General features: G+C 62.7%; 16 protein-coding genes. 14 read left to right on the forward strand and 2 right to left on the reverse strand.

Translation table 11 applies throughout. The features are described from left to right. Window positions 1-55: 55 nt before the first annotated feature. The 10 genes from nagZ to MESCI_RS17645 all read left to right on the forward strand — a co-directional run bounded on the left by nagZ (window position 56) and on the right by MESCI_RS17645 (window position 9,545). Window positions 56-1,075: a beta-N-acetylhexosaminidase gene (gene nagZ, locus MESCI_RS17600; protein WP_013531292.1), complete on the forward strand. Its 1,020-nt coding sequence runs from the start codon at window positions 56-58 to the stop codon at window positions 1,073-1,075. Window positions 1,076-1,136: 61 nt separating this feature from the next. Further along, the gene (locus MESCI_RS17605) at window positions 1,137-1,937 is read left to right on the forward strand and encodes a segregation and condensation protein A (RefSeq protein WP_013531293.1); all 801 of its coding nucleotides are present in this window, start codon (window positions 1,137-1,139) and stop codon (window positions 1,935-1,937) included. Further along, window positions 1,934-2,701, forward strand: a complete 768-nt coding sequence (gene scpB, locus MESCI_RS17610) for an SMC-Scp complex subunit ScpB (protein WP_013531294.1) — start codon at window positions 1,934-1,936, stop codon at window positions 2,699-2,701. Before MESCI_RS17605 ends, scpB begins: the two co-directional genes overlap by 4 nt. A 170-nt stretch (window positions 2,702-2,871) precedes the next feature. Then, complete coding sequence (locus MESCI_RS17615; protein WP_013531295.1) at window positions 2,872-3,093, forward strand: twin-arginine translocase TatA/TatE family subunit; 222 nt, start codon at window positions 2,872-2,874, stop codon at window positions 3,091-3,093. A 30-nt stretch (window positions 3,094-3,123) separates the two neighbouring features. After that, window positions 3,124-3,924, forward strand: coding sequence for a Sec-independent protein translocase protein TatB (gene tatB, locus MESCI_RS17620; protein WP_013531296.1), 801 nt, complete (start codon window positions 3,124-3,126; stop codon window positions 3,922-3,924). Next, a complete protein-coding gene (gene tatC, locus MESCI_RS17625) occupies window positions 3,921-4,787 on the forward strand; it encodes a twin-arginine translocase subunit TatC (RefSeq protein WP_013531297.1) in 867 nt (288 codons plus the stop codon). The genes tatB and tatC overlap by 4 nt, the downstream gene beginning before the upstream one ends. 345 nt (window positions 4,788-5,132) lie before the next feature. Further along, window positions 5,133-6,437, forward strand: coding sequence for a serine--tRNA ligase (gene serS / locus MESCI_RS17630; RefSeq protein ID WP_013531298.1), 1,305 nt, complete (start codon window positions 5,133-5,135; stop codon window positions 6,435-6,437). Then, window positions 6,437-7,195, forward strand: a complete 759-nt coding sequence (gene surE / locus MESCI_RS17635; RefSeq protein ID WP_013531299.1) for a 5'/3'-nucleotidase SurE — start codon at window positions 6,437-6,439, stop codon at window positions 7,193-7,195. Before serS ends, surE begins: the two co-directional genes overlap by 1 nt. Then, the gene (locus MESCI_RS17640) at window positions 7,192-7,851 is read left to right on the forward strand and encodes a protein-L-isoaspartate(D-aspartate) O-methyltransferase (protein WP_013531300.1); all 660 of its coding nucleotides are present in this window, start codon (window positions 7,192-7,194) and stop codon (window positions 7,849-7,851) included. The genes surE and MESCI_RS17640 overlap by 4 nt, the downstream gene beginning before the upstream one ends. 191 nt (window positions 7,852-8,042) lie before the next feature. Then, the gene (locus MESCI_RS17645) at window positions 8,043-9,545 is read left to right on the forward strand and encodes a peptidoglycan DD-metalloendopeptidase family protein (protein ID WP_013531301.1); all 1,503 of its coding nucleotides are present in this window, start codon (window positions 8,043-8,045) and stop codon (window positions 9,543-9,545) included. Between the two features lie 125 nt (window positions 9,546-9,670). On the opposite strand, the gene MESCI_RS17650 is transcribed toward MESCI_RS17645, so the two are convergent. Then, on the reverse strand, window positions 9,671-10,564 hold the full coding sequence (locus MESCI_RS17650; RefSeq protein WP_013531302.1) for an NAD-dependent epimerase/dehydratase family protein: 894 nt from the start codon (window positions 10,562-10,564) through the stop codon (window positions 9,671-9,673). Window positions 10,565-10,677: 113 nt separating this feature from the next. On the opposite strand from MESCI_RS17650, the gene MESCI_RS17655 reads away from it, so the two are divergent. Next, window positions 10,678-11,499 carry an AraC family transcriptional regulator gene (locus MESCI_RS17655; protein WP_013531303.1) on the forward strand — a complete coding sequence of 274 codons (822 nt, stop codon included), beginning with the start codon at window positions 10,678-10,680 and terminating at the stop codon, window positions 11,497-11,499. A gap of 39 nt (window positions 11,500-11,538) precedes the next feature. Here MESCI_RS17655 and MESCI_RS17660 read toward each other — a convergent pair whose 3' ends face one another. Then, window positions 11,539-12,414, reverse strand: coding sequence for an ATP-binding protein (locus MESCI_RS17660; RefSeq protein WP_013531304.1), 876 nt, complete (start codon window positions 12,412-12,414; stop codon window positions 11,539-11,541). A gap of 277 nt (window positions 12,415-12,691) precedes the next feature. On the opposite strand from MESCI_RS17660, the gene yajC reads away from it, so the two are divergent. The 3 genes from yajC to MESCI_RS17675 are packed head-to-tail and all read left to right on the forward strand — an operon-like array spanning window position 12,692 to window position 16,049. Continuing rightward, window positions 12,692-13,030 carry a preprotein translocase subunit YajC gene (yajC, locus tag MESCI_RS17665; RefSeq protein WP_013531305.1) on the forward strand — a complete coding sequence of 113 codons (339 nt, stop codon included), beginning with the start codon at window positions 12,692-12,694 and terminating at the stop codon, window positions 13,028-13,030. A 51-nt stretch (window positions 13,031-13,081) separates the two neighbouring features. Next, on the forward strand, window positions 13,082-15,631 hold the full coding sequence (gene secDF, locus MESCI_RS17670) for a protein translocase subunit SecDF (protein WP_013531306.1): 2,550 nt from the start codon (window positions 13,082-13,084) through the stop codon (window positions 15,629-15,631). Next, entirely contained in the window at window positions 15,606-16,049 is a 444-nt protein-coding gene (locus tag MESCI_RS17675) for an Mth938-like domain-containing protein (protein WP_050580472.1), read from the forward strand. The genes secDF and MESCI_RS17675 overlap by 26 nt, the downstream gene beginning before the upstream one ends. Window position 16,050 lies beyond the last annotated feature (1 nt).

Here is a 16,050-nt window from a genome sequence, read left to right on the forward strand (position 1 = left end):
CCTGGATGAATCCCTGGCGATTCCCTTTGATCGCACAAAGCCCTAAACTGCCGACATGACCGAATCAAAATCCATGATCCTCGGCTGCGCCGGGAAATCGCTCACCCGCGAAGAAATCAATTTCTATCGCAATGAATGCCCGTGGGCCTTCATCCTGTTTGCACGCAACATCGGCGAGACCGAACAGATCCGCGATCTGGTCGCCGAGATGCGAGACTGCATAGGGCGTCCGGACGCGCTGGTGTTCATCGATCAGGAAGGCGGCCGTGTGCAGCGCTTGCGGCCGCCGCTGGCGCCGAACTATCCAGCCGGCGGCGCGCTGGGCGCGCTGTGGCGCGACGATCATGATGCCGGCGCCCGCGCGGCCTGGCTGATGGCGCGGCTGCATGCTTTCGACCTGTTACGCTACGGCATCACAGCCGATTGCCTGCCGGTGCTCGACGTGCCGATCGAAGGCGCCAGCGATGTCATCGGCGCGCGTGCCTACGGCAAGGACCCGCGACCGGTGATCGAGCTCGGCCGTGCAGCCGCGGAAGGGCTGATATCGGGCGGCGTGCTGCCGGTCATGAAGCATATTCCGGGCCATGGACGTGCCTTTGCCGACACGCATTTTGAACTGCCAGTGGTCAATGCCTCGCTCAGTGATCTGCAGCGGCATGATTTCGCCCCGTTCAAGGAGCTTAGCCATCTGCCGATGGCGATGACTGCGCATGTCGTCTACAGCGCGATCGACCCTAACAATCCGGCGACCACCTCCGGCAAGGTCATCGACGAGATCATCCGGCGCGAAATCGGCTTCGACGGACTGCTGATGAGCGACGACACATCGATGAAGGCACTTTCTGGGGATTTCCCGACAAAGGCGGCCTCGATCCTTGCGGCGGGCTGCGATCTGGTCCTTCACTGCAACGGCGTTTTCGAGGAGATGGCCGGCATCGCATCGCGCACCACGGGGCTTGAGGGCACGTCGCTGGAGCGCGCCAAGCGGGCGCTGACCTATATAAAGGACCGTGACACGGTCGAAGAAACCGAAATACGCGCCGAATTCGCCACCTACTTCGATGCGGTGGCATAGCAAGGGAAAGTGACAGGCAGTGGCGGAGACATTGGAAAGCAAGGCCGCGAAGGCCGCACCGATGGACCGTCTGTGGGCCGAAAATGACGATTCACGCGTCACCGGCGACCCGTCGCTGGTCGTCGACGTGGCCGGCTTCGAAGGTCCGCTCGATCTTCTGCTGCATCTTGCCCGCACCCAGAAAGTCGATCTGGCGCGCATTTCGATCCTCGCGCTGGTCGAGCAATATCTGACCTTTGTCGAGACAGCGAGGGCGCTCAGGCTGGAGCTTGCCGCCGACTATCTGGTGATGGCGGCATGGCTGGCCTTCCTCAAGTCCAAGCTCCTGATCCCCAAGCAGCCAGGCGACGAGGGCGAAAGCGGCGAGGAACTGGCGGCGGTGCTGCAGTTCCGACTGAAGCGGCTGGAAGCCATGCGCGACGCCTCGGCGCGTCTGGTCAACCGCAACCGGCTCGGCCGCGACGTGTTCGCGCGCGGCATGCCGGAAATGGTCATCATCGAAAAGCGCAACGCCTATTCTGCCTCGCTCTACGATCTCTTGACCGCCTATGCCCAGCAGCGCCAGAAGCAGGCGATCAACAATGTGACCATCGCCAGGCGCGGTGTCTGGTCGCTCAAGGACGCGCGCGACATCCTGACCCGCCTTGTGGGAGCCGTGAGCGACTGGACGACGATGGAGAGTTTTCTGATCGCGTACATGACCAGTCCCGAGGAGCGGCGCACGGCGATCGCGAGCTCGTTCGCTGCCACGCTGGAACTGGTGCGCGAAGGCAAGATGGATGTGCGGCAGGATCAGACGTTCGCGCCGATCTACCTGCGCGGCCGAACGCAGACAATCAAGGCAGTCGAGGTGGCATCATGAGCGAACGCGCCAACGCTTCGGTTGTCCCGTTCAAAGTCGGCGATGAACCCGAAGAGGGCCCGCTTTCCCAGGATCCGGCCGAGCAGCAGCTACAAAACCCGGCCGAGCGACTGCATCTGGCCGAGGCTGTGCGCATGGCCGAGGCGATCGTGTTCGCCAGCGCCGAACCCGTCAGCGAAAAGCAGCTTGCGGCACGCCTGCCGGACGGCATCAACATCGCCCTGGCCATGGCCGAACTGCAGCAGATCTATGCGCGGCGCGGCGTCAATCTGGTGCGTGTCGGCGACGCCTGGGCGTTCCGCACCGCCGGCGACCTGGCTTTCCTGATGAGCAGGGATACCGTCCAGCAAAGGAAGCTCTCCCGCGCGGCCCTCGAAGTGCTGGCGATCATCGCCTATCACCAGCCGGTGACGCGTGCCGAGATCGAGGACATCCGCGGCGTCGAAACCTCGAAAGGCACGCTCGACACGCTGCTGGAAACGGAATGGGTGCGCATGCGCGGCCGGCGAAAGACACCCGGACGCCCGGTCACCTACGGCACCACGGAGACCTTCCTCGACCATTTCGCGCTGGAAGAGATCCGCGATCTTCCCGGCATGGAGGAACTGAAGGGGGCCGGCCTGCTTTCGGGCCGCATGCCGTCGAATTTCTCCATTCCGCAGCCGCCGGCCGATCCCGATGCATTGACCGACGACGAGGATGCGCTGACCGATATCGATCTCGAGGAACTCGGCCTGCTGACGCCGCGCGTCACGGAAGATTGACTGGCATTGGCGGCCGATCTGTCGAGGATGCGCGGATTCGTAGCGGGGCCGCCACGTCGAAAATGCGTGACATCCGCCACCCTTTCATAAACTCTGTCGCAGTTGTGTTTGAATCCCAACGCGAAAACGCATAAATCATCGCCAGGGAAAACATTCGAGAGAGATTTGCTATGGGTTCATTTTCGATTTGGCACTGGATGATCGTGCTGGTGATCGTGCTTTTGGTGTTCGGCCGCGGCAAGATTCCCGAGCTGATGGGCGACATGGCCAAGGGCATCAAGAGCTTCAAGAAGGGCATGGCCGACGACGACGTTGCCGAAGACAAGCGCACCGTCGAACATCGTGCCGACGAGACCGTTGCGGCCGCGAAGGAAAAGGCCAGCAAGAGCTGAGCCTAAAGGTTCTAGTCGGAACAGAGTGTCATGTTTGAAGTCGGCTGGACCGAAATGCTGGTCATCGCGATCGTCATGATCGTGGTCGTCGGGCCCAAGGATTTGCCCAATATGCTGCGTACCTTCGGCCGCACGACGGCGAAGCTGCGCGCCATGGCATCCGATTTCCAGAAACAGTTCAACGAGGCGCTGAAGGAAGCCGAGCTCGACGACGTCAAGAAGTCCGTCGATGAGCTCAGGGGCATGAGCCCGATGGCCGAGATCAGGAAGCAGCTCAATCCGTTCGAACAGGCCGCGGCCGACGTTCGCTCCGGCGTCGACGCGGCGATGAAGCCGAAGCCGGCAGCCGATCCGGCAACGCCAGCCGCTTCGACCCCGCAGGCGGCCGAGCCGCTGAAGAACGGTGCAACGACCATGCCCGGCGTCAACGGACCGGAAGCAGCGCCGGCAGCGCCGATTTTCCCGGCGATGACCGACGAATCGGTGGTAACGTCATCAGTGCCGACGACACCCGTCGTGGCGCCGAAGGCGTCCACGGCGAAGAAGGCAGCCAAGCCTGCACCGTCAAGGGCGACGCCGGCTATAAAGGCTTCGGCAAATGGCGCTAAAGCTCCTGCAAAAACGGTCACCGCTAAGGCCACGCCTGCGCCCAAGGTGCCAGCGAAGCCCGCGACGGCGGCAATGCCTGAAACGCCCAGGGCCAAGACGCCCGCTGCGGCCAAGGTGATCGCGTCCAAGACCGTAGCGACCAAGACGGGGGCGAAAATCGAACCGAAACCTGCTGCGGCCAAGAAGCCGGCGGCCAAGAAGACGGCTGGAGCCGCCAAGTGAGCGTTTCGGACACCGAAAAGGACGAGATCGAGAAATCGTCGGCGCCGCTGATGGAGCATCTGATCGAGCTGCGCCGGCGGCTGATCTGGTCGCTGGGCGGTTTCTTCGTTGCCTTCCTGGTCTGTTTCTTCTTCGCCAAGAAGCTGTTCAACCTTCTGGTCGTCCCGTTCAAATGGGCGACGCAGTGGGCAGGCCTCGATCCGCACAAGGTCGAGCTGATCTACACGGCGCCGCAGGAATTCTTCTTCACGCAGGTCAAGCTCGCCATGTTCGGCGGCATGGTGATCGCCTTTCCGCTGATCGCCACGCAGATCTACAAATTCATCGCGCCCGGCCTCTACAAGAACGAGCGCAACGCCTTCCTGCCGTTCCTGATCGCGTCGCCAATCCTGTTCCTGATGGGTGCGTCGCTGGTCTATTTCTTCTTCACGCCGATGGTGATGTGGTTCTTCCTCGCCATGCAGCAGGCCGGCACCGACGATCAGGTGCAGATTTCGCTGCTGCCAAAGGTGTCGGAATATCTCAGCCTGATCATGACGCTGATCTTCTCCTTCGGCCTGGTGTTCCAACTGCCGGTGGTGACCAGCCTGATGACACGCGTCGGCATGCTGTCGTCCAAGGGGCTGGCCGAGAAGCGCAAATGGGCGATCGTCATCGCCTTCGTCGTCGCGGCGGTGCTGACGCCGCCCGATCCGATGAGCCAGATCGGCCTCGCCATTCCGACCATCCTTCTCTACGAGGTCTCCATCTGGGCTGCCCGGCTGATCGAGCGCGATCAGGAAAAGCAGCGCGTGGCACGCGAGAAGCAGGACGCGGCGGAAGAGGTCGCCGAGAAGAAGCCGGCGGACGCGTCCTCCACCTGAACGGCGCCGCCGCGTCTGGCCAGCCTCGATAGGAATTTTTTCTTGACCTGGTGACGGCAGCTATGCTATGATTCTCGGTATGGTGCTGACTTGCGCCAGCGACCCGCCGCAGAGGCGGGTTTTTCATTTCAGGCTCTCCTCCGCCTTCAGCCGAAAGCGCGTCAAAGCGTGATCGCATGCTTGCGTTCCCCATGCCCCATCTTGCATCGATCGAGGATGCGGTTTACGCCCTCTGGCTGAAACGCATCGCACTGAAAGCAATGCGTTTCACTTTTGTTTGAAGCATGTCGTTGTCCCAAACCGCTGCGCACTTTGGGCGACATGCTACCCCGGAGCGTTCAAACCATGCTTGACATCAAATGGATTCGCGACAACCCGAAGGCCCTTGTCGAGGCGCTGGTGAAGCGCTCGTGGTCGGCTGACGAGGCGCAGTCCACGGTCGGCGGGCTGATCGCCTCGGACGAGGCGCGGCGCGAACACGTTACCGAGCTACAGACCAAGCAGGAGCGCCGCAATGCCGCGTCGAAAGAGATCGGCAACGCCATGCGTTCGGGCGATGCTGCCCTGGCCGAGACGCTGAAAGCCGAAGTCGGCGAGATCAAGGTCTTCATCCAGAACGGCGAGGCGCGCGAACGCGAGCTCGACAAGGCGCTGAACGATGCGCTGGCGGTGCTGCCCAACGTACCGTTCGACGACGTGCCTGTCGGCAAGGACGAGCACGACAATGTCGTCAAGCACATCGTCGGCAAGGTACCGACGCGGCCGAACTGGGTGAAGGAGCACTTTGAGATCGGCGAAGCGCTCGGCATGATGGATTTCGAGCGCGCGGCAAAGCTGTCGGGCTCGCGCTTTACGGTGCTGAAAAACGGACTGGCGCGGATGGAACGCGCGCTCGGCCAGTTCATGCTGGACCTGCATACGACCGAACACGGCTACGAAGAAGTGATCCCGCCGTTGATGGTCAAGGATAATGTTTTGTTCGGCACCAACCAATTGCCGAAGTTCGAGGAAGATCTGTTCTTCACGCCGCACGGGGAGGGCAGGCTTGGCCTGATTCCCACCGCCGAGGTCCCACTCACCAACCTTGTGCGTGAGGAAATCACCGCGCATGAAAAACTGCCGCTGCGCTACACCGCGCTGACACCGTGCTTCCGTTCGGAAGCGGGCTCGGCCGGGCGCGACACGCGCGGCATGCTGCGCCAGCATCAGTTCTACAAGGTCGAGCTGGTGTCGATCACCGATCAGGAATCGTCACTTGCCGAGCATGAGCGGATGACGCAATGCGCCGAGGAAGTGCTGAAACGGCTCGGCCTGCCGTTCCGCACCATGACGCTCTGCACCGGCGACATGGGTTTTGGCGCACGCAAGACCTATGACATCGAGGTCTGGCTGCCCGGCCAGAACGCCTATCGCGAAATCTCGTCCTGCTCGGTGTGCGGCGATTTCCAGGCACGCCGCATGGACGCCCGCTACAAGGACAAGGACGGCAAGGGCAACCGCTTCGTCCACACGCTCAACGGCTCGGGCACAGCCGTTGGCCGCGCGCTCATCGCCGTCATCGAAAACTACCAGAACGAGGATGGCAGCGTAACCATTCCTGAAGTGCTGCGGCCTTACATGGGCGGTCTGGAAAAGATCGAAGCGAAATAATGCGTATCCTCCTGACCAATGACGACGGCATTCATGCCGAGGGCCTGGCGTCGCTCGGACGCGTCGCACGTACGCTGTCCGACGATGTCTGGGTGGTGGCGCCCGAGCAGGACCAGTCCGGCTATGCGCATTCGCTGTCGATCTCGGAGCCGCTGCGGCTGCGCAAGATTGGCGAGAAGCATTTTGCCGTGCGCGGCACGCCGACCGATTGCGTCATCATGGGCGTCAAGAAGATCCTGCCTGGCGCACCCGACCTGATCCTGTCCGGCATCAATTCGGGCGCCAACATCGCCGACGATGTCACCTATTCCGGCACCGTCGCCGGCGCCATGGAGGGCGCGCTGCTCGGCATTCGCTCGATCGCGCTCAGCCAGGGGTACAGCTATGTCGGCGAAGATCGCGTCGTGCCCTACGAGACGACGGAGGCGCTGGCGCCGGCGCTGCTGAAGAAACTTATCGCGACGCCATTGCCGGACGGCGTGCTGCTCAACGTCAATTTTCCCAACTGCACGCCCGAGGAAGTCGCAGGCACGGTGGTCACCTCGCAGGGCAAGCTCGTGCACTCCCTGTGGGTCGACGAGCGCCGTGACGGGCGCGGCCTGCCTTACTACTGGCTGCGTTTCGGCCGCGAGCCGGTCGAAGGCAAGCAAGGCACCGACCTCTACGCCTTGCGCAACCGGCTGGTGTCGGTGACGCCGCTGCAGCTCGACCTTACCGCCCATGAAATCCGTGACCAACTGAGCAAGGCGCTCGCATGAACCAGGGCCTCCCGATCGACGACCGCGAAGGTTTTGCCGCCTTTCTGCTGCGTCTGCGCGGCCGGGGGACTGTGCCGAAGGCGCTGATCGCGGCCTTCGAGGCGACGCCGCGGCGCGGCTTCCTGGCGGCCCAGTTCCATCAGATCGCCTGGTCGGACCGCATGCTGCCGATCGAATGCGGCGAGGCGATCGAAGGCGCCGACATGCAGGCGGCGGTGATCGCCGCACTCACCATCGAGCAGGGCAACCGCGTGCTCGAGATCGGCACCGGCTCGGGCTACACCTCGGCGGTGATGTCGCGGCTGGCCGCTCGGGTCATCACCACCGATCGCTACAAGACGCTCGCCGAGCAGGCGCGGCAGCGCTTCGAGGCGCTCGGCATCGGCAATGTGATCGTGCGCCACGCCGATGGTTCCGGCGGGCTGCCGAATGAAGGGCCATTTGACCGCATCGTCGCCTGGGCCGCCTTCGACAGCCTGCCGCGTTTCCTGCTCGACCAGTTGTCGAGCGGCGGTATCGTCATCGCTCCGATCGGCCCCGAAGAGGGCGAACAGGTGCTGGCCAAGCTGACCAAGGTCGGCAGCCGCTTCGAGCGTGAAGACATCGGCCTCGTTCGCCTGCAGCCGATCCTGCGCGGTGTTGCCGCTGTTATCTAGCGCGGATGTCGATGTTCGGCCGCGTCGTGCGCCCGTCTTCGACCCCGGCTGGCCTGACCCGAAATCTTCGCACGGCTCGCTCTCTAATATTTTAAGAAAAATTGCGTCGGATTCCATGAGGTTAACCGTCGAGTAACATTAACGCGCTTTAATCATGCCTAGTTTGTACCGGGTATGTGCGGGTTAGTGCGATGCAACTCAGTGTTTTGAAGACAAACGGTCGCAATCTGGCGCGAGGCTGGGCCATTCTGATGGTCGCGGGTGCTGCTGCGGGGTGCAGTTCCCAGGTTTCGCGGTTCAATGGCGTCGACGACGTCTTTACATCCTCGACCAACAATCAGCGCGCCATCATCAACAAGCAGGATGCCGTACAGCAGCCCTATCCGGGCGATGTCGCCGCCGCTCCGATCGATGGCAGCCATACACAATCGGTCAGCCGCTCCAGCCTCGAGCCGGTCTCGACGCGACCGCTGCCGCCGCCCGTTGCCCAAGCGCAGCAGGCGCCGGCATCGAAGCCGGTGCGCACCGCATTGGCCCCGGCACCGCATGTCGACAGGACCACGACCGGCACCGTCGCTCCGGCGGCGTCGCCTTTCAAGGTTTCGCAACCTGACGAACCCCGCGTGGCTGCTTCCGGCACTCCGCATGCAACCGAGATCGTCGTCAGGGACGGCGAAACGATCGGCGGCCTGGCGCAGCGCTACAAGGTGCCGTCCGACGTGATCATGAAGGTCAACGGGCTGAGCGCGACCAAGGGGCTGAAGACCGGCCAGAAGCTGGTCATCCCGGCCTATGCCTATTCCAGCAAAGGCGAGGCGAAGGTCGCGGATGCCAAGCCGGCGAAAGACGGCAAGCACAACCTGCCGGCCACTGCGCCGGACAAGGTCGCCGTTCTGCCGCAGCAGCCGAAGCCTAAGGAAGGCAAGTCCGCCGCTCAGGTCGACGCGTCGGCCGCAGCAAACCAGCCCAAGGAGCCCAAGCCGCAGGTTGCCAAGACGACCGGCGCTGCTGGGACCTACACGGTCCAGTCGGGCGACACGATGTCTTCGATTGCCAGGAAGACCGGCGTCGGCGTCGTTGCTCTAAAGCAGGCCAACGGGATGAAGGACGGACTGCTCAAGATCGGCCAGACCCTGAAGGTGCCGGCCGGCGGAACCGCGACCGTCGCCGCTGCCAAGCCGGCCAAGGTCGATCCGGTGACGACGGCCACCACGCAGCCCGCGGCAAAGACCACGCCGTCTGAAACGCTGGCGTCCTACACGCCGCCGAAAAAGGATTCGAAGGTCATCCAGCAGGCCGAGGCCGACGATGCCGTCGCGCCTGATGCCACCGGCATCGGCAAGATGCGCTGGCCGGTGCGCGGCCGCGTGATTTCCGGTTTCGGCTCGGGCAAGGACGGCGTCGATATCGCCGTGCCGACGGGCACGCCGGTCAAGGCGGCCGAGAACGGTGTCGTCATCTATGCCGGCGACGGCCTCAAGGAATTCGGCAACACGGTGCTGGTGCGCCACGAGAACGGCCTGGTCACCGTCTACGGCCATGCCAGTTCGATCGAGGTGCAGCGCGGCCAGAAGGTCAAGCGCGGCCAGGAGATCGCGCTGTCGGGCATGAGCGGCACGACGGACTCGCCGAAGCTGCACTTCGAAGTGCGCAAGAATTCGGCGCCAGTCGATCCCTCCGGTTATCTCGAATAGTCGGGGCTGTTTCGAATAGAAGAAAAAAAGCAATTTGCGGGCCGTCTGACCTCCAGTCCGGCCCGCCGGCTCAGCCCGTTCCGAAAGGAGCGGGCTTTTTCAGTTCCGGTGCGCCGCGCCAGTCTTCAAGCAAGATGGTCGCGCAGAGTGTCGGCGATCATGACGCCAAGGCTGCTGGCCTTGACGCCGAGAAGCGTCTCCGCGTCGGAGGAATCGACCAGCAAGGGTTTGTCGAAGAGATAGCTCATCTCGATGAGCTCATGCATGCCCAATGCTTCCATTTCGGAGATGGAATAGGAGCGTGTTCCTGGAATTTCACGGTGAAGCATTGCCGCGGTCGCCCGGATGAGTTCCCGGGGTGGGGCGTGTTGCGATGGAACATGGAACGCCCGTCCCCATTCGCCCGTGTAGCGCGAGGCAGCGACCAGTGTCCTGGCCACGTCCTTCGTGAAGGACCAGGCGTGAGTTGCGTCGAGGTTTCCGATGAAAGCCGTCGGTTTCCCTTCGATTATGGAGGGCAGCGCGACCAGTGAGAAAGAGCTGATCGCGCCATGTCCAAGATAATCGCTGGACCGCACTTCGACGGCCGGCACGTCCGCACGGACCGCCCGCTGCCACATGATCGTCCGCGCGGTTCCTTTCTTCGAAGTCGGATCCAGAGACAGGTCGGAGTGAAGCGGGTTTTCGGCATCTTTGCCATAGCCATAGAGGTTTCCGAGCACCACAAGCTTCGCGCCGACCGCTTCGGCAGCCCGCACGGTGCCGTCGATGATTGGGAAGAAGTCGGTCGGCCAGCGGTGATAGGCGGCCATGGCGCACATGAAGATCGCGTCGGCGTTTCGGCTGATACGCGCCAGTTCCGCGGCATTGGTGGCGTCGGACTGCACGGTCCGGACGTTTTGCAGCGCGTTCGAACCGACACTCCGGCTCGTCAAGACAACATCATGGCCTTCTTCGCCCAGAAGCCGCGCGGTCTCGCGACCAACCGGGCCTGCTCCCACAACAACATAGAAACTCATGGCATAACCTCTCATCCAAGTTTTATGGAGAGGCGTAGGTACATAGCCACGGCATTGAAAATCGCGCGGGAATTGCCAAGTCTTGAACAGGTTTTGCCATGAATCGAGAAAGCATGCTCTCGCAAGTCGCCCCGGCCCGATCCCCGTCCGACGTAACATTGGCCTCCCGGCATGTCGAAGCCGGGGTCCATCGTCTGCTCCGGGCGCCACACCATCGCATCATGGTGCATGCAAGTGCCGCGACGCGCTCCTACTGCCATGAGGTTGGACGATATTTCGTCAGGCGCGCCGGCCATATCGACCTGGTGCCCGCCGGTCAGGAGGGTGGGTTCGAGGCTGAGACCCCGTTCGACACGATCGAGATCGCCTTACAACCGGCCTTGATGGAAAGGGTGGCAGCCGAACTTGGCGGCAAGGCGCGCGCATTGCCGCTCGGCACACGTCACCTGCTTCGTGACCAGCGCATCGAACACCTCGCGCGAGCACTGGAGAGCGATCTCAATGCGAGTTCGCCGAGTGGGTCGTTGTTTGTCGACAGCATCGGCGCCGCGCTCGCTGTGAGGCTGCTTGGCCTCGATGAACCTGATATTGATCGCGCGAGCCGATTGTCGGATACTCAGCTCAAGCGCGTGCTGGAGCATATCGAGGTTGCGCTGCACGAACCCCTGTCGATCCATCGACTGAGCCGGGTTGCCGGCGCCAGCAGTTCGCACTTGCGGACATGGTTCAAGGCGGCGACGGGCTTCACCCTGCACCGCTACGTGCTACGGCGTCGCGTCGAACGCGCACGCGTCCTGCTGCAGCAAGGCGATCTCAGCACAAGCGAGGTGGCGGAATTGACGGGCTTCGCGCACCAGTCACATCTGGCGCATTGGATGCGGCGTGAGATCGGCCAAACGCCGCGTGATTTGCGGCGGTCGCAGCCGCCCAAATGATCTTGTCATCGGATGGCGTTGGCGACGCTATCCAACGCATCAGTCCTTCAGCGGTTTGCCGAGCCGGCCAGCCAGATCCTGGGTGAACTGCCAGGCGACGCGGCCCGAGCGGCTGCCGCGCGTCGTCGCCCATTCCAGTGCTTCGGCGCGCAGCGTGTCGGGATCGATTGTCAGCCCGTGATGGCGGACATAGCCGTCGATCATGTCGAGATACTCGTCCTGCGAGCATTTGTGGAAACCGAGCCACAGCCCGAAGCGGTCGGACAGCGACACCTTTTCCTCGACCGCTTCGGACGGGTTGATCGCGGTCGAGCGTTCATTGTCGATCATGTCGCGGGGCAACAGATGGCGGCGGTTCGAGGTGGCGTAGAAGATGACATTGGCTGGACGGCCCTCGACGCCGCCTTCGAGCGCTGCCTTGAGCGATTTGTAGGAGGTGTCGTCATGGTCGAAGGAGAGGTCGTCGCAAAACAGGATGAAGCGGAAGGGCGCCGCCTTCAGCAGACCCATCAACTTCGGCAGCGTGTCGATGTCCTCGCGGTGGATCTCGATCAGCTTCAACGGCAGGTCGGACCTGGCCTTGGCGTTGATCTCCGCATGCACGGCCTTGACCAGCGACGATTTGCCCATGCCGCGCGCGCCCCACAACAACACATTGTTGGCCGGGTAGCCGGCAGCGAAGCGTTCGGTGTTGTCGACAAGGATGTCGCGGACGCGGTCGACGCCACGGATCAGTTCGATGTCGACGCGGTTAACCCTGTGCACCGGTTCCAGATAGCCCGGATCGGCCTGCCAAACGAAGCAATCGGCCTCGCGGAGGTCGGTTTGGGGCACCGGCGGCGGGGCAAGGCGGCTCACCGCTTCGATCAGCCGGTCGAGTTTCTGGTTCAGGGCCTCAATGCTGCTGTCGGTCATGTCTGTCTTTTGTTTTCGCGTTTTTGATGTCTTGGGGCGTGAAGCTGCCCGATTTCGCCTGATACAAAACCGGTTGCAACCTTTTGTTCGAGCATAATTTTTTGCGGAAACCGGCTCGCGCTTTTTGCGATCCTGCTCTAACACGGCTCAACAGGCCGGAAAAGCAGCCGATTTGGCCGGCCGCGCAGTTGCATTGACAACTTTACCGACTATATTCCGGCCAAATTTCAAGGGGCCGCCAGATTGGCGGCTGTTTTCAAAATTCAGGAGTACCTCGATGTTCGTGACACCGGCATACGCCCAAGGCGTCGGCGCTTCTCCCGACATGTTCATCAGCATTTTGCCGTTTGTCCTGATTTTCGTGATCATGTATTTTCTGATCATCCGGCCGCAGCGCACGCAGCTGAAGAAGCGCGGCGAGATGCTGGCCGCGGTCCGTCGCGGCGACACGGTCGTCACCGGCGGCGGCTTCGTCGGCAAGGTGACCAAGGTGATCGACGACAACGAGCTCGAGGTCGACCTCGGCAATGGCTTGAAGGTGACGGCGCTGCGCTCGACGATCGCCGATGTGCGCGTCAAGGGCGAGCCGGTGGCTAACCAGAACGCCAAGAAATAATCCAATTTTAGGCGGAGCGATCCGCGGACACGCTCTGACGGACGACGCCATATGTTGTATTTCTCGCGCTTCAAGATGATCCTGATCTGGGTGGCCGTGGCCATCACGGTGATCCTCGCCGCGCCCAACCTGTTCTCCGCCAGCACGCTGGCGCAACTGCCCAACTGGGTGCCGAAGCGGCAGATGACGCTCGGCCTCGACCTGCAGGGTGGTTCGCACATCTTGCTGGAAATGAACCAGAACGATCTGATCAAGGACCGGCTGGAGACGACGCGCGACGAAATCCGCACGCTGCTGCGCGACGCCAAGATTGGCTATACCGGCCTTGCCGGCACCGGGCGGACCCTGCAGGTTCGCATTACCGATCCCGCCCAGATCGATGCCGCCAAGACGGCGCTGAAGACGCTGACCGATCCGGTCGCCGCCGGCCTGTTCACCGGCGGTTCCGTGCAGGAAATGACGCTCGACGATTCCGAACCCGGTCTGCTCAAGTTCAACGTCACCGACGCCGGCATCAAATACCGCACATCGACGGCGCTGACGCAGTCGATCGAGGTGGTCGAGCGCCGCGTCAACGAACTCGGCACGACCGAACCCATCGTGCAGCGGCAGGGCGATGATCGTATCCTCGTCCAGGTGCCGGGCCTTCAGGACCCGCAGAGGCTGAAGGAGATCCTCGGCCAGACCGCCAAGCTGACCTTCCAGATGGTCGACCAGTCGATGCCGGTGCAGGACGCGCTCAACGGCCGTCCGCCTGCCGGTTCGTCGGTCCTGTATTCGCAGGACGATCCGCCCGTCCCCTATCTGATCGAGAACCGCGTCATCGTTTCGGGGGAAAACCTCGTCGATGCGCAGGCGACCTACAATTCGCAGAACAACGAGCCGGTGGTGTCGTTCCGCTTCGATTCGAAAGGGGCGGCGCGCTTCGGTCAGGCCACGGCGCAGAATGTCGGCAAGCTGTTTGCCATCATCCTCGACAACCAGGTGATTTCGGCGCCGCAGATCCGCGAGCCGATCCTTGGCGGCACCGGCCAGATCTCCGGCAATTTCACCGCCCAGAGCGCCAACGATCTCGCCGTGCTGCTGCGCGCCGGCGCACTGCCGGCGACGTTGACGGTGATCGAAGAACGTACAGTGGGTCCGGGCCTTGGCCAGGATTCGATCCATGCCGGCAAGGTCGCCGGCATCATCGGTTCTATCCTCGTCGTTGCCTTCATGTTCGTCGCCTACGGCTTCCTCGGCTTTCTCGCCAACATCGCGCTGGCGGTGCACGTGGCGATGATCGTCGGCGTGCTCTCGCTGCTTGGCGCGACGCTGACCTTGCCTGGTATCGCCGGTATCGTGCTGACCATCGGCATGGCGGTCGATTCCAACGTGCTGATCTACGAGCGCATCCGCGAGGAGCGGCGCGCCGGCCGCTCGGTCATCCAGGCGATCGATACCGGTTTCACCAAGGCGCTGGCGACCATCGTCGATTCCAACATCACCTCGCTGATCGCCACCGTGGTGCTGTTCTATCTTGGTACCGGTCCGGTGAAGGGCTTTGCCATCACCTATGCCATCGGCATCCTGACGACCGTCTTCACCGCCTTCACCTTCACCCGTCTGCTGGTCTCGATCTGGCTGCGCCGGGCTCGCCCGAAGGAATTGCCGAAGGCGCCGGTGACCTTCGTTCCCCCCGGCACCAAGATCCCCTTCATGGGCATCCGTCGCTGGACGTTCACGCTGTCCAGCGCACTTTCGATCCTGTCGGTGGTGCTGTTCATGACCGTCGGCATCAACTACGGCATCGATTTCAAGGGCGGTTCGCTGATCGAAGTGCAGGCCAAGAGCGGCAATGCCGATCTCGCCGACCTCCGCGCGCGGCTGACCGAACTCAACATCGGTGAAGTCCAGGTGCAGCAGTTCGGTACGCCGAACGACGTGCTGATCCGCGTCGGGACGCAGGATGGTGGCGAAAATGCCGAGCAGACCGTCATCGACAAGGTGCGCGGCGAGCTGCAGGATAATTATGACTTCCGCCGCGTCGAAGTGGTGGGACCGACCGTGTCCGGCGAGCTCGCCAAGCAAGGCACGATCGCCATGCTGATCGCGCTGCTCGGTATCCTGATCTATGTCTGGTTCCGCTTCGAATGGCAGTTCGCGGTCGGCGCCATCGTGGCGACGGTGCACGATGTGGTCATGACGCTCGGCTTCTTCGTCATCTCCGGGCTGGAGTTCAACCAGTCGTCACTGGCGGCGATCCTGACGATCATCGGCTATTCGCTGAACGATACGATCGTGGTCTATGACCGTGTCCGAGAGGATCTGCGAAAATACAAGCGCATGCCGCTGCCGCAACTCCTGAACAACGCCATCAACGAGACGCTGTCGAGAACGACGCTGACCTCGGTGACGACGATCCTGGCGCTGCTGGCGCTGGTTCTGTTCGGTGGCGAGGTGATCCGCTCGTTCACCATGGCCATGCTGTTCGGCGTCATCTTCGGCACCTATTCGTCGATCTTCATCGCCGCCCCGCTGCTGATCCTGTTCAAACTGCGGCCGCAGGCTACGGCCGACGAGGAGAAGCCGGTCAATGGCGGCAAGGCGGTCGCGACCTGACGCGCGCCCCCGAAGAGGTTTAACGGTGACCAGCAAAGGCATCGTCATCCGCGAGGCGCATTTCCCGGGCCGCGCGCCGATCGAAGCCTACGGCAATGGCGGATTCCGCTTTGCCGACATGTCGCATCGCGGTTCGCTGCTCTGTCTGCCATCCGGCATCCATGGCTGGGAGCCGGTGGACCCCTTGGCGCTGACGGTGGCGGATTTTGACAGGCTGCTGTCCGAGGCCGACAAGATCGAGATCCTGCTGGTCGGCATGGGCAGGGATCTTCGGCCGTTGCCCGCTGCATTGCGGGCCGCGCTGAAGGCCGCCGGCGTTGCATCCGACCCGATGTCGACGGGGGCCGCGGTGCGGACCTACAATGTCCTTCTGGCGGAAGAGCGCGCCGTGGCCGCCGCGCTCATTGCCGTCGATTGAC

This window comes from Mesorhizobium ciceri biovar biserrulae WSM1271, assembly GCF_000185905.1.
GTDB lineage: Bacteria > Pseudomonadota > Alphaproteobacteria > Rhizobiales > Rhizobiaceae > Mesorhizobium > Mesorhizobium ciceri.